The organism is Variovorax sp. P4_D9 (genome assembly GCF_056401695.1).
This window is the reverse complement of record NZ_JBFUIU010000204.1, coordinates 1-12,736: the sequence shown is the minus strand read 5'-3', so window position 1 is coordinate 12,736 and position 12,736 is coordinate 1. Positions and strand designations below refer to the sequence as shown.

General features: G+C 68.3%; 17 protein-coding genes. 5 read left to right on the top strand and 12 right to left on the bottom strand.

Annotated elements, in window-relative coordinates; all coding sequences use genetic code 11:
- The 3 genes from AC1DY5_RS21885 to rsgA all read left to right on the top strand — a co-directional run.
- The coding region (locus AC1DY5_RS21885) for a M48 family metallopeptidase (protein WP_478114708.1) at positions 1-1,048 on the top strand (1,048 nt) is incomplete at its 5' end.
- Positions 1,049-1,062: 14 nt separating this feature from the next.
- Positions 1,063-1,398: a 4a-hydroxytetrahydrobiopterin dehydratase gene (locus AC1DY5_RS21880; RefSeq protein ID WP_478114706.1), complete on the top strand. Its 336-nt coding sequence runs from the start codon at positions 1,063-1,065 to the stop codon at positions 1,396-1,398.
- 21 nt (positions 1,399-1,419) lie between these two features.
- Positions 1,420-2,361: a ribosome small subunit-dependent GTPase A gene (gene rsgA, locus AC1DY5_RS21875; RefSeq protein WP_478114705.1), complete on the top strand. Its 942-nt coding sequence runs from the start codon at positions 1,420-1,422 to the stop codon at positions 2,359-2,361.
- 3 nt (positions 2,362-2,364) lie between these two features.
- On the opposite strand, the gene hisC is transcribed toward rsgA, so the two are convergent.
- The 7 genes from hisC to rpsP all read right to left on the bottom strand — a co-directional run bounded on the left by hisC (position 2,365) and on the right by rpsP (position 7,489).
- Positions 2,365-3,447 carry a histidinol-phosphate transaminase gene (gene hisC, locus AC1DY5_RS21870; protein WP_478114703.1) on the bottom strand — a complete coding sequence of 361 codons (1,083 nt, stop codon included), beginning with the start codon at positions 3,445-3,447 and terminating at the stop codon, positions 2,365-2,367.
- Complete coding sequence (locus AC1DY5_RS21865; protein WP_478114702.1) at positions 3,444-4,445, bottom strand: CobD/CbiB family protein; 1,002 nt, start codon at positions 4,443-4,445, stop codon at positions 3,444-3,446. The genes hisC and AC1DY5_RS21865 overlap by 4 nt, the downstream gene beginning before the upstream one ends.
- A gap of 44 nt (positions 4,446-4,489) precedes the next feature.
- Positions 4,490-5,206, bottom strand: coding sequence for a CoA pyrophosphatase (locus AC1DY5_RS21860; protein ID WP_478114700.1), 717 nt, complete (start codon positions 5,204-5,206; stop codon positions 4,490-4,492).
- Positions 5,207-5,374: 168 nt separating this feature from the next.
- Positions 5,375-5,758, bottom strand: coding sequence for a 50S ribosomal protein L19 (rplS, locus tag AC1DY5_RS21855; protein ID WP_478114698.1), 384 nt, complete (start codon positions 5,756-5,758; stop codon positions 5,375-5,377).
- 121 nt (positions 5,759-5,879) lie between these two features.
- Positions 5,880-6,626 carry a tRNA (guanosine(37)-N1)-methyltransferase TrmD gene (gene trmD / locus AC1DY5_RS21850; RefSeq protein ID WP_478114696.1) on the bottom strand — a complete coding sequence of 249 codons (747 nt, stop codon included), beginning with the start codon at positions 6,624-6,626 and terminating at the stop codon, positions 5,880-5,882.
- Positions 6,627-6,654: 28 nt separating this feature from the next.
- Complete coding sequence (gene rimM / locus AC1DY5_RS21845) at positions 6,655-7,209, bottom strand: ribosome maturation factor RimM (protein WP_478114694.1); 555 nt, start codon at positions 7,207-7,209, stop codon at positions 6,655-6,657.
- A 16-nt stretch (positions 7,210-7,225) separates the two neighbouring features.
- Positions 7,226-7,489: a 30S ribosomal protein S16 gene (gene rpsP / locus AC1DY5_RS21840; protein WP_028248676.1), complete on the bottom strand. Its 264-nt coding sequence runs from the start codon at positions 7,487-7,489 to the stop codon at positions 7,226-7,228.
- Positions 7,490-7,654: 165 nt separating this feature from the next.
- Between rpsP and AC1DY5_RS21835 the strand changes: the two genes are divergently transcribed.
- The gene (locus AC1DY5_RS21835) at positions 7,655-8,176 is read left to right on the top strand and encodes an N-acetyltransferase family protein (protein WP_478114692.1); all 522 of its coding nucleotides are present in this window, start codon (positions 7,655-7,657) and stop codon (positions 8,174-8,176) included.
- On the top strand, positions 8,173-8,619 hold the full coding sequence (locus AC1DY5_RS21830) for a TM2 domain-containing protein (protein WP_478114691.1): 447 nt from the start codon (positions 8,173-8,175) through the stop codon (positions 8,617-8,619). The genes AC1DY5_RS21835 and AC1DY5_RS21830 overlap by 4 nt, the downstream gene beginning before the upstream one ends.
- A 1-nt stretch (position 8,620) precedes the next feature.
- Here AC1DY5_RS21830 and AC1DY5_RS21825 read toward each other — a convergent pair whose 3' ends face one another.
- The 5 genes from AC1DY5_RS21825 to AC1DY5_RS21805 form a co-directional block, all read right to left on the bottom strand.
- A complete protein-coding gene (locus AC1DY5_RS21825) occupies positions 8,621-9,631 on the bottom strand; it encodes an inorganic phosphate transporter (protein ID WP_478114689.1) in 1,011 nt (336 codons plus the stop codon).
- 16 nt (positions 9,632-9,647) lie between these two features.
- Positions 9,648-10,292 carry a DUF47 domain-containing protein gene (locus AC1DY5_RS21820; protein WP_478114687.1) on the bottom strand — a complete coding sequence of 215 codons (645 nt, stop codon included), beginning with the start codon at positions 10,290-10,292 and terminating at the stop codon, positions 9,648-9,650.
- A gap of 94 nt (positions 10,293-10,386) precedes the next feature.
- On the bottom strand, positions 10,387-10,845 hold the full coding sequence (gene folK / locus AC1DY5_RS21815; protein WP_478114685.1) for a 2-amino-4-hydroxy-6-hydroxymethyldihydropteridine diphosphokinase: 459 nt from the start codon (positions 10,843-10,845) through the stop codon (positions 10,387-10,389).
- A 25-nt stretch (positions 10,846-10,870) separates the two neighbouring features.
- Positions 10,871-12,457, bottom strand: coding sequence for a polynucleotide adenylyltransferase PcnB (pcnB, locus tag AC1DY5_RS21810; protein ID WP_478114684.1), 1,587 nt, complete (start codon positions 12,455-12,457; stop codon positions 10,871-10,873).
- An 18-nt stretch (positions 12,458-12,475) separates the two neighbouring features.
- Positions 12,476-12,736: HdaA/DnaA family protein (locus AC1DY5_RS21805; protein WP_478114682.1), on the bottom strand; the 261-nt coding region annotated here is incomplete at its 5' end.

Genomic DNA, 12,736 nt, shown 5'->3' with positions numbered 1-12,736 from the left:
GGCCTGGACCGCCGCCTTGCTGCTGGCCTGGACCCTGTTCGGCGGCCTCGACCTGCTGAATCGCCTGCTGCTCGACGCCCTCGGCGGCGGCATGTGGCAGCAGCTTGGGCTGCTGGTGGCCTTCGCCTTGATCGGCGGCCTGGCCGAACTGCCCTTCACGCTGTGGCAGACCTTCAGGCTCGAGGAGCGCTTCGGCTTCAACAAGATGACCTGGCGGCTGTGGCTGACGGACGCGGTCAAGGGCCTGCTGCTGGGCGCGCTGATCGGCCTGCCGATCGCGGCGCTGATCCTCTGGCTCATGGGTGCCGCCGGCAAGCTCTGGTGGCTGTGGGCCTGGGTCGCCTGGATGGGCTTAAACCTGCTGCTGATGCTGGTCTATCCGACCTTCATCGCGCCGATCTTCAACAAGTTCAAGCCGCTCGACGATGCCGCCCTCAAGGAGCGCGTGAATGCGCTGATGCAGCGCTGCGGCTTCGCGGCCAAGGGCCTGTTCGTGATGGACGGCAGCACCCGCAGCGCGCATGCCAACGCCTATTTCACGGGCTTCGGCGCCAGCAAGCGCGTGGTCTTCTACGACACGCTGCTGCGCCAGCTGAATGCCGGCGAGGTCGAGGCCGTGCTGGCGCACGAGCTGGGCCACTTCCGCCACAGGCACGTGATGAAGCGCATGGCGGCCATGTTCGCCTTGAGCCTGGCCGGCTTCGCGCTGCTGGGCTGGCTGTCGGCCCACACCTGGTTCTATACCGGCCTGGGAGTGCAGCCCAACCTTGCGGCGCCCAACGATGCGCTGGCGATCCTGCTCTTTATGCTCGTGATGCCGGTGTTCGGCTTCTTCGTCGCCCCGCTGCCGGTGCTGATCTCGCGCAAGCACGAGTTCGAGGCCGATGCCTATGCGATCGCGCAGACCAACGGCGCCGACCTGTCGGCCGCGCTGCTCAAGCTCTACCAGGACAACGCCTCGACCCTGACGCCCGACCCGGTGTTCGTGAAGTTCTACTATTCGCATCCGCCGGCCTCCGAGCGCCTCGCGCGCATGGCCACGGCCTGACCTGAAACCCGACCATGAACAGCATGCTGAAGATCAAGGACTGGAAGACCGAGGCCCGCCGGGCGCTGAGCGCCACCGAGATCGTGGCCGGCCTGGCCCGGCTCGAGGGCTGGAAGCTCACGGGCGATGGCAAGGACGTCGCGATCGAGAAGAGCTTCGCCTTCGCCAACTACTTCGAGACCATCGCCTTCGTCAACGCGCTGGCGCTGGTGGCGCACCGTCAGGACCACCACCCGGACCTTTCGGTGCACTACAACCGCTGCGTGGTGCGCTTCAACACGCACGACGTCGGCGGACTCACGGCGACCGACTTCGAGTGCGCGGCGCAGGCCGACGCGCTGCTTTCTTGAGCCGCCCGATGGACCGCCGCCTTGGCTAAGCAACAGCGCGGCGGCAGTGCCGGCGCTGCCTTGCGCGACGGGCTGGTGGTCGCCAGCCATGGCCGCCACTGCCTGGTCGAGACGCCCGAAGGCGAGCGCCTGATCTGCCATCCGCGCGGCAAGAAGAGCCAGGCCCTGGTCGGCGACCGCGTGCAATGGCAGGCCAGCGAGGACGAGGGCACGATCGAGAAGGTGCTGCCGCGCAAGAACCTGTTCTACCGCCAGGACGAGATCCGCACCAAGTCCTTCGCGGCCAACCTCGACCACGTGCTGATCCTGATCGCGGCCGAGCCCGAGTTCTCCGAGACCCAGCTGACGCGCGCCCTGATCGCCGCCGGGGCCGAACGCATCACACCGGTCATCGCGCTCAACAAGAGCGACCTCGCGGTCCCCTTCGAACGGGCCTCGAAGCGACTCGAGCCCTACCGCCGCATGGGCTATCGCGTGCTGCCGATGTCGCTCAGGGCCGACGGCGGGGCGGGCCATGCCGAGCTGACCGAACTGCTCGCGGGCAAGGTCACGCTGGTGCTGGGCCCCTCCGGCGCCGGCAAGAGCACGCTGATCAACCTGCTGGTGCCCGGCGCCAGTGCCCTGACCGGCGAGATCTCGCAGGCCCTGAACTCGGGCAAGCACACCACCACCAGCACCACCTGGTACTGGGTCAATGCGGCGCGCACCACCGCGCTGATCGACTCCCCGGGCTTCCAGGAATTCGGGCTGCACCACATCGAGCCAATGCAGCTCGCGCACCTGATGCCCGACATCGCCGGGCAGGCGACCGACTGCAAGTTCTACAACTGCACGCACCTGCACGAGCCGGGCTGCGGCGTCATCGCGCAGGTCGAGTCGCCGACGCACCAAGGCGCGATCAGCGCCTCGCGCTACCGGATCTACGGCGAGCTGTTCGCCGAACTGAGCCAAACCCGATACTGATCGCTACCGGGATTCGTCGAGGATCTCGCCCAGCGCATCGACCAGCGCCCCGCACTGCTCGCGCGTGCCGACGCTGATGCGCAGGTACTGCGCGATGCGCGGCTGGGCGAAATGGCGCACCAGCACGGCCCGCGAACGCAGTGCCGCCGCGAGTGAGGTCGCATCGTGCGCCGGGTGGCGCACGAACAGGAAGTTGGCTTGGGAGGGCAGCACCTCGAAGCCCAGGTCCTCGAGCTGAAGCGCCAGGCCTTCGCGGGTGTCGACCACGGCATCGCGGGTCTTCGCGAACCAGGCTTCGTCCTCGAGCGCGGCCACGGCGCCGGCGCTCGCGAGCCGGTCGATCGGATAGGAGTTGAAGCTGTTCTTGACCCGCTGCAGCCCGTCGATCAGCGGCGCCTGGCCGCAGGCGAAACCGACCCGCAGGCCGGCCAGCGAGCGCGACTTCGACAGCGTCTGCACCACCAGCAGGTTCGGATGGCGGGCGATCAGCGGCAAGGCGCTCTGGCCGCCGAAATCGACGTAGGCCTCGTCGACCAGCACGACGCGGTCGGGACAGGCCAGCAGCAGCTTCTCGATCTGCGCCAGCGGCAGGCCGATGCCGGTCGGCGCATTCGGATTGGCGACCACGATGCCGCCTGCGCCCGCCCGCGCCCGCTCGGCCAGCGCGTCGGCGTCGATGCGCAGCGCCTCGTCGACCGGCTGCAGTTCGCAGGCAATGCCGTAAAGCCGCGCATAGACGCGATAGAAGCTGTAGGTGATGTCGGGCAGCAGCAGCGGCGCATCCTGCTGGAAGAAGGCGAAGAAGGCATGCGCCAGGACCTCGTCCGAGCCGTTGCCGGCGAACACCTGGCGGCTGTCGAGGCCATGGCGCGCCGCGATCGCCTCGCGCAGCGCGGTCGATTCGGGGTCGGGATAGCGTTCCAGCCCAGCCTCCGCCGCACGCTGAATGGCATCGATCGCCCGCGGCGACGGCGGATAGGGGTTCTCGTTGGTGTTGAGCTTGACGAGCTTCGCGATCCGCGGCTGCTCGCCAGGCACATAGGGCTCGAGCGCCGCAATGAGAGGGCTCCAGAAGGCCGGGGTCATCCGAGCAGCCGGGCCAGCGTCAGCAGCGCCAGCAGCACCATCCACATCACGACCGAGCGCCAGACCAGGCCGACGACGCTGCGCAGGTGGGCGGGCTCGGGCTCGCGGCCCGGGGTGCTGCCGCCGTCCGTGGCCGCCCCCCCGGCGAAGGAGTCCCCGGCCTGGGCGCGCGACAGCGGGTCGTTGACCGGCACCGCGCTCAGGGTGCCGCCGCCGAGGCTGACGTTGACCGCCCCCGAGGTGGCCGCCAGGATCACGCCGTCGTTGGCGTTGGGGAAGCGGCGGGCGTCGTTGCGCCAGCAGTCGATCGCCTCCTCGAAGCTGCCGACGACCGCGAAGCCCAGCGCCGTGATGCGCGCCGGCAGCCAGTCGATCACGCCCCACGCCTTCGCCGCGGCCTGCTGCACCCAGATGCTGGACGGCTGCATCGAGGCCCCGCTCTTGTGGGCCCAGTAGCGCGAGAGGAACTCGCTCATGCGATAGAAGACCGCGCCGGCCGGGCCGAGGCCGATGGCCGCGAGGATCGAGAACCAGGCCAGCACGCCGAACACATGCCGATGCGCCGCGATCACCGAGTGCTCGATCACGTGGCGCACTATCTCGCTGCGCGGCAGGTCGGCGGCATCGACCTGCTGCCAGTGGGCCAGCAGCGAGCGCGCGAGCGGCTCGTCGCCTTCGTCGAGCGCATCGCGGATGCCGGTGAAGTGGTGGCTGAACTGACGGAAGCCCAGCGTGACGTAGAGCAGCGCGATGCTCCAGAGCACCGCGAAGGGCAGGCCCAGCGTGAGGATCAGCGCCCAGTGCACCGCCAGCGCCAGCAGCGTCGGCACGCCCACCGCGAGACTCCACGCGACCCAGCCGTGGTGCGGCTTGCCGGCGTCGAAATTGCGGCTGGTCCAGCGCGTCCACGCCAGCACGCCGCCGTAGACGGGGTTGTGGTACGCCAGCGGACGCACCTGCTCGATCAGCAATGCGCAGAGGATCGCAAAGAAGCTCATCGAAGGATTCTAGAACCCCCGGAGACGGTCCCGCGGGCGCGCGCTCAGGCGCTTAGGAAGCGGTACAGATTGCGCAGCATGCCCGCCGTCGCGCCCCACACGAAGCGTTCGTGCGGCCCGTCCTGGTAGGGCATCGACAGCCACTCGCGCGACGTCATGTCGTCGCCGACCAGGACGTGGCGGCGATGGTTGGCGGGGTTCATGAGGAAGGCGAAAGGCACCTCGAAGGCATCTTCGACCTCGTAGGGGTTGAGGTTCAACTCGAAGCCCGGACGCACCAGCGCGACCACCGGCGTCACGATGAAGGAGGTGACCGTGGTGTAGGTCGGCAGGCTGCCGAGGATCTCGATGTAGTCCGCCGACAGGCCGACCTCTTCCCAGGCCTCGCGCAGCGCAGCGGCGGCGATGTTGGCATCCTCGGGGTCGACCCGGCCGCCCGGGAAGGCCACCTGCCCCGAATGGTTCTTGAGGTGCGAACTGCGCTCGGTCAGCAGCACCGTCGGCTGGTCGCGCATCACGATCGGCACCAGCACCGCAGCCTGCGCCGGCGCGCGGTCGAACAGGCGCGGCTCGCGGCGCAGTTCAGGCGTCCACGCGGGCGGTGTGGCGAAGCGCTCGCGCAAGGCCCTCGTGCCCAGCCGCGCCGGGTCGACCGCGGGCAGGCCGCTGTCGACGCCGATCGCCGGCACCTCTCGCGGGTCGAAGGACTGCAAGGCCGGCGGGACGATGGCGTTGATGACTTCGACGGGAGAGGCGCGCATGGCGGGCGGTGGAGTGGTCAATGAAGGATCTGGACGAGTAAAACTCAAAAAGCCCCGGCGCGGTTGGCGCGCGGCCCGCAACTAAATCACGAACATGCCGTTGTCTTGCGGCACCAATGCAAAAAGCCGCCTCGAACGGCGGCTTTCTGCACGGCAAGGGCTCGCTGCTTATTGCGCAGCCGCTGCGGACGGGGCCTTGCCCGGCAGCTTTTCCTTGATGCGTGCCGAACGGCCGCTGCGCTCGCGCAGGTAGTACAGCTTGGCGCGGCGGACATCGCCGCGGCGCTTGACTTCGATCTTGGCGATCAGGGGGCTGTAGGTCTGGAAGGTGCGTTCCACGCCTTCGCCGCTGGAGATCTTGCGCACGATGAAGCCGCTGTTGAGGCCGCGATTGCGCTTGGCGATCACGACGCCTTCGTAGGCCTGCAGACGCTTGCGGTTGCCTTCGACGACGTTCACGCTGACGATGACCGTGTCACCGGGCATGAAATCGGGAATCTGCTTGTTGAGCCGGGCGATTTCTTCCTGCTCGAGAGTCTGGATGAGGTTCATTTTTTCCTGTGTTCGATCATGTCCGCGCTACACAAAAGGCGCCGGGGAGTCCAGTTGAATCAAGTTGAATTGAGGCCAACTGGGCTCGGCGCGGCCGGGCAGAGGATCGGGGAGCCGATGATTATAGCCTTTTTTTGAGCGCCTTCTCGTCGACCGCACTGAGCCGGCCGGCGCGGCGCGCGGCGTCGATCAGGTCGGGCCGCTTGTCGCGCGTGATCGCGAGCCGCTGGTCGCGGCGCCAGCGCTCGATCTGAAGATGATGGCCGGACAACAGCGGCGCCGGCACACCCTCGCCGCGCCACTGCTCCGGCCGCGTGTAGTGCGGGCAGTCGAGCAGGCCGTCGAGCGCCGGGTTGAAGCTGTCCTGCACATGGCTCGCTTCATCGCCGAGCACACCGGGCTGCAGCCGTGCGACCGCATCCAGCAGCGCCATCGCCGGGATCTCGCCGCCCGAGAGCACGAAGTCGCCCAGGCTGAGCTGGTGCGTGACGCGGGCGTCGATGAAGCGCTGGTCGATGCCCTCATAGCGGCCGCAGACCAGCACGGCGCCCTCGCCGGCCGCCCATTGCTCGACCGCCTCGTGGCGCAGGGTCTCCCCGATCGGCGAGAACAGCAGCACCGGGGCCGGCGCGCCGCGGGCGGCCAGCGCGGCATCGAGGCAGGCCGCGAGCGGCTCGGCCATCATGACCATGCCGGGGCCGCCGCCGAAGGGCCGATCGTCGACGCGCCGGTAGTTGCCCTCGGCGTAGTCGCGCGGATTCCACAGCACCACCTCGACCTGCTTCGATTCGTAGGCGCGGCGGGTCACGCCGCTCGCGAGGAAGGGCGCGAACAATTCCGGAAAAAGGGTGATGACGTCGAAGCGCATGGCGGCACCGAGGCCCGGCCTGGACGGATCAGTAGTCGGGCTGCCAGTCGACCGTGATCAGTCGACCCGGAAGGTCGACGCTGTCGACGAAGGCCGAGACGAAAGGCACCATGCGCTCGACCGGCTTGCCGTCCTCGACCGCATCGAGCACCAGCGTGGTCTGCGGACCCGAGGCCAGCAGTTCGCGCACGTTGCCGAGCGCCACGCCTTCGCGGTTGACCACCGCGAGGCCGATCAGGTCGACCCAGTAGTACTCGTCAGTTCCGGCGGTCGGGAAGCTCGAACGCGGCACGAACACGCGCGCACCGCGCAGCGCCTCGGCCGCGTTGCGGTCGGGCACGTCCTCGGACGAGGCGACGATGCAGTCGGAATGTTCCTTGGCTTCGCGGATCGCGAGCCGGAAAGCGCGGCCGCCCGCGGCACCCGGGGGCTGGAGCAGCCAGCGCTTGGAAGAAAAAAGCGCCTCGGGCTCGGCGCTGTGGGGCAGGACTTTGAACCAGCCCTTGATGCCCCAGGCATCGGCGATGCGCCCGACTTCGATCGCATCCGCCGGCAATTCGGCGGCTTCGAGGGTGGGCAGCATCGCCTGGCCGGCAGTCTTAGGCTGCAGCCTTGGGGGCCGCAGCGGCGGCTTGCTTGATCAGGCGGGTGACCGTGGGCGAGGCTTGGGCGCCGACGCTCTTCCAGTAGGTCAGGCGGTCCTGGGCGATGCGGATGCTTTCCTCGTTTTCCTTCGCGGTCGGGTTGTAGAAACCCAGGCGCTCGATGAAACGGCCATCGCGGCGAACGCGCTTGTCCGATACGACGATGTTGAAGAACGGACGGCCTTTGGAACCGCCGCGGGAGAGTCGAATGACGACCATGATTTATCCTTGGGGTGGTGCAGCAAACCCGAGAAGGCCTGCCCCACAGTGTTCTTCCAGCGTCGAGACACGCGACATGGCCACCCGGCCAGCGCACGCTGAAAAGCCCACGATTATAGCCCGCACTCCCGATTCTCCAATTCCCGGCCCCGCCGAGTTCCCAGAATGACCCAGATCCGCCACAGCCGCGACGAAGACATCGCCGCCATCACCGCCATCTACGCCCTCCACGTGCTGCACGGCACGGGCACCTTCGAGACCGAGGCGCCGGGCGCCGACGACATGGCCGCCCGCCGGGCCGACGTGCTGGCCAAGAACCTGCCTTACCTGGTGGCCGAGCGCGACGGCGAACTGCTCGGGTTCGCCTACTGCAACTGGTTCAAGCCGCGCCCCGCCTACCGCTATTCGGCCGAGGATTCGATCTACATGGCCGACAGCGCCCGCGGCCAGGGCCTCGGCGCCCAGCTGCTGGCGGCGCTGTCGCAGGCCGCCGAAGCGGTCGGCGTGCGCAAGCTGATCGCGGTGATCGGCGACTCGGCCAACGCTGGCTCGATCGGCGTGCATCGCGCCCAGGGCTTCAGCCACGTCGGCGTGCTGAAGGACTGCGGCTGGAAGTTCGGCGAATGGCGCGACGTGGTGCTGATGGAAAAAGTGCTCGGCGAAGGCAGCACGACCCGCCCCGAATGAAGAACAAGACCCTGGCCGCGTGGCTGGCCTTCCTGGGCGGCCCGCTGGGGCTGCATTGCTTCTACCTGCGCGGCTTCGGAAGCCTGCTGGGCTGGCTGCTGCCGATCCCGACCGCGCTCGGCCTCTACGGCATCGAGCGGGTACGCCTGTACGGCGCCGACGACGGCCTGAGCTGGGTGCTGATCCCGATGCTGGGCTTCACCATCGCGGGCTGCGCCCTCACCGCCATCGTCTACGGGCTCATGACGCCCGAGAAGTGGAATGCGCGCTACAACGCCGGCCGTTCAGCCGACACCGCGGCCGGCAACACCGGCTGGCTCACCATCGGCGCGGTGGTGCTGGCGCTGTTCTTCGGCAGCACGATCCTGATGGCCAGCATCGCCTTCAGCTTCCAGCGCTACTTCGAGCACGAGATCGAAGCCGGCCGGAAGATGTCCCAGTAGCTCAGAACGCCTGCATTCCGACCCAGTAGGCGATCGCCGCGACGAACGCCGAGGCCGGGATCGTCAGCACCCAGGCCCAGACGATGTTGCCGGCCACGCCCCAGCGCACCGCGCTGGCGCGCTGCACCGAACCGACGCCGACGATCGCGCCGGTGATGGTGTGGGTGGTCGACACCGGGATGCCCAGCGCGGTGGCCAGGAACAGCGTCAGCGCGCCGCCGGTCTCGGCGCAGAAACCGCCGACCGGCTTCAGCTTGGTGATCTTCTGCCCCATGGTCTTGACGATGCGCCAGCCGCCGAACATGGTGCCCAGCGCAATTGCGGTGTAGCAGCTCACAATGGTCCAGGTCGGCGGCGACGCATCGGAGGCGGCGGCATGGCCGGTGGCGATCAGCAGCATCCAGATGATGCCGATGGTCTTCTGCGCGTCGTTGCCGCCATGGCCCAGGCTGTAGGCGCCGGCCGAGGCCAACTGCAGCCGCCGGAACCAGCGGTCGACGCGCGACGGCGTCGCCCGCCGGAAGCCCCAGGCCACCAGAATCATCATGAACGAGCCGAGCAGGAAGCCCAGCAGCGGCGAGACGAAGATGAAGGCCACGGTCTTCCAGATGCCGGAAGCCACCAGCGCGCCCGACCCGGCCTTGGCGATCACCGCGCCGACGATGCCGCCGATCAGCGCGTGCGACGAGCTGCTCGGGATGCCGTAGTACCAGGTGACGAAGTTCCAGCTGATGGCGCCGACCAGGGCGCCGAACACCACGTGGACATCGACCACGCCCGGCTGGGCAATGCCCTTGCCGATGGTCGCCGCCACGCTCAGGTGGAAGACGAATATCGCGATCAGATTGAAGAACGCCGCGAACACCACGGCCTGTCCGGGCTTGAGCACGCCGGTCGACACCACGGTGGCGATCGAGTTCGCCGCATCGTGGAAGCCGTTCATGAAATCGAAGGCAATGGCCAGCGCGACCAACACCACCACCACCCAAAGGGCGACCTGAACCGTTGCCATTCGAAAGCCCGCTGAATCAGGAGTTCTCGAGGACGATGCCCTCGATGACGTTGGCGACGTCCTCGCACTTGTCGGTGATGGTCTCGAGCAACTCGTAGATGGCCTTGAGCTTGATCACCTCGCGGACATCGGGCTCCTCGCGGAACAGCTTGCTCATGGCGCTGCGCATCACGCGGTCGGCATCGGACTCGAGCCGGTCGATCTCCTCGCAGGTCTTCAGCGTCGCCTCGGCCGTGGCCGGATCGGCAATCTTGGAGAGGAATTTGACCGCGTCCTTGACCCGCTCGCAGCACTTCACGCTGAGCATGGTGAGGCGCGTGATCTCCTCGGTCATGTGGCGCACGTCGTACAGCGCCATGGTTTCGGCCGAGTCCTGGATCAGGTCGGCGACGTCGTCCATGGTGTTGATCAGCTTGTGGATCTGCTCGCGGTCGATCGGCGTGATGAAGGTCTTATGGATCAGCCGGTTGACGTCATGCGTGACCCGGTCGGCCGCCCGCTCCGCGTTGTCGACATCGCGGTTGTATTGCTCCCGCAGGTGCAGGTCGTTGTAGTTGGCCACGAGATGCTCGAAGGCGCGCGCGGCTTCGACGATGCGGTCGGCATGCTGATTGAACATCTCGAAAAAATTCCCCTCGCGGGGCAGCAGCTTGCCGAACATGGCGCTCTCCTGGGTTCTGGGCCGTCATGAGTACATGCCCGTGACGCCATCGTGAAAAACCGCGCAAGTGTAATGGGCGGGCTGGAAACGGCTCTCAGAGCCGCTCGATCCGCTGCTCCGCCACCTGCGCGAGTTGAAGGGAGGTGACCTGCTCCGGGGCGATTTCCGCCAGCGGCAACAGGACGAAGGCGCGCTCGGCCATCCTCGGATGCGGCAGGCTGAGTCGCGGGGTATCGAGCACCGCGTCGCCATGGCGCAGCAGGTCGAGATCGAGGGTGCGCGGGGCATTGCGGTAGGGCCGCTCGCGGCCGGCACCCGTTTCGAGGCGCTGCAGCTCGGCCAGCAGCGCGTGCGGGTCGAGCTCGGTCTGGAGTTCCACCACCGCGTTGACGAAGTCGGGGCCGACGGCATCCACCGGCGCGCTGCGGTACAGGGAGGAACGGGCGCCGACGCGGGTCTGCGGCAGCCGATCGAGATCGTCCATGGCCCGAAGCACCGTGTCGCGCGCGTCGCCGAGATTGGCGCCGATCGCGACGAAGGCACGGAAAGTCATGCAAGCCCTCCGCCCGGCGCTGCAATCATTCGGCCGCGATGCTGCCCGTCTCGCCGGCACCACCGCTGCGCGGCTTGCGCCGGCGGCGGCGCTTGCGCGGCGCGTCCGACACCTCGCCGTCCGGCGGCGGGGCGCTGTCGGCTTCATCGCTCGGGCCGCTCGCGCGGCGTCCGGAGGGCGCCTGGACCGGCGGCCGCGTCGGGACCCGCTGGCGGGTCTTCTTGTGCTGCTCGTCGCGCACCTGGTCCATCAGGTCCTGACGGCGCAGGTCGTCGGCGGTGCTGAATTCCTGCCACCACTCGGCAATCGCCTCGCCGACCTCGCCGACATCGGCCCTGAGGCGCATGAAGTCGAAGGCGGCGCGGAAGCGCGCCTGCTCGACCAGGCTGTGCGGCGTGGAGCCGCTGCGCTTGTCGAAGCGCGGCTGCATCATCCAGATCTCGCGCATGTCGGCGGCCAGCTTGCCGCGGCCCGAGACATCGCCGATGCGGGCGTTAAATACATCGTCGATCGCATCCTGCAGCGCCGGGAACGCGGCTTGCGGCCGCTGGCCGTGCCGGCCCTCCTGGCGCTGGGCCCAGCCGTCGCGCACGTCGGCCCACAGCACGCAGGCCAGCAGGAAGCTCGGCGCCACCGGCTTGCCCTCGCCGACCCGGCGGTCGGTGTCCTGCAGCGCCGCGTTCACGAAGGGCTGTTCGGCGCGCTCGACCACGACGTCGAGCAGCGGATAGATGCCGGTCGCGAGGCCGAGCTTGCGCAGCTGCGCCACCGTGGCGACCGAGTGGCCGGTCTGCAGCAGCTTGAGCATCTCGTCAAACAGGCGGCTCTGCGGCACGTCGGCCAGCAGCCGGCTCGACTCTATCAGCGGCGCCGCGGTCTTGGGCTCGAGCTTGAAGCCCAGCGCCGCCAGCTTGGCTGAGAAGCGGATCGCGCGAATGATGCGCACCGGATCCTCGCGGTAGCGCGTGATCGGGTCGCCGATCATGCGCAGCGTGAGCTTCTTGGCGTCCTTGATGCCGTTGTGATAGTCGACCACGATCTGGCTGGCCGGGTCGTAGTACATCGCGTTGACCGTGAAGTCGCGCCGCGCGGCGTCTTCTTCCTGCGGGCCCCAGACGTTGTCGCGCAGCACCCGGCCACTGGCGTCCACGGCGTGCTTCATGCCCGCCAGCTCGCCCTTGCTGGTGCGCTCGTTGCCGGCCACCTGCTCGGCGCCGGCGTTGTCCATATAGGCGCGGAAAGTCGAGACCTCGATCACCTCGTGCTCGCGGCCGCGCCCGTACACCACGTGCACGATGCGAAAGCGCCGGCCGATGATGAAGGCGCGCCGGAACAGGCCCTTGACCTGCTCGGGCGTGGCGTTCGTGGCGACGTCGAAATCCTTCGGCCGCAGGCCCAGCAGCAGGTCGCGCACCGCGCCGCCCACCACGTAGGCCTCGTAGCCGGCCTGCTGCAGCGTGGTCACCACGTTCCTGGCGCGCTCGTCGACCAGCGCCGGGTCGATACCGTGGACCGAGGCGTCCACCTCCTGCCGCTTGCCGAAACGGCCCTTGCCGCCGGAGCCGGCGGCGCCGGACTTGCCGAGGAGTTTGTCGATGAATTTCTTGATCATTGGAAGGTGGGCTGGGCCCTATTCGTTTTCGAGCATCGACCGGATCAGCGGGATCGTGATCGCGCGCTGGGTCTGCAAGGCGTAGCCGTCGAGTTGCGCGAGCAACTCCATCAGGCTGCCGAGGTCGCGGCTGAAGCGGTGCAGCATGTAGTCGAGCACCTCGTCGGACAGCATCACGCCGCGGTCGTCGGCCGCCTGCCGCAGCACCGCGCGCCGCTCGGCCTCGCTCAACACCTGCAAGTGGAACACATGGCCCCAGCCCAGCCGGGTGCGCAGGTC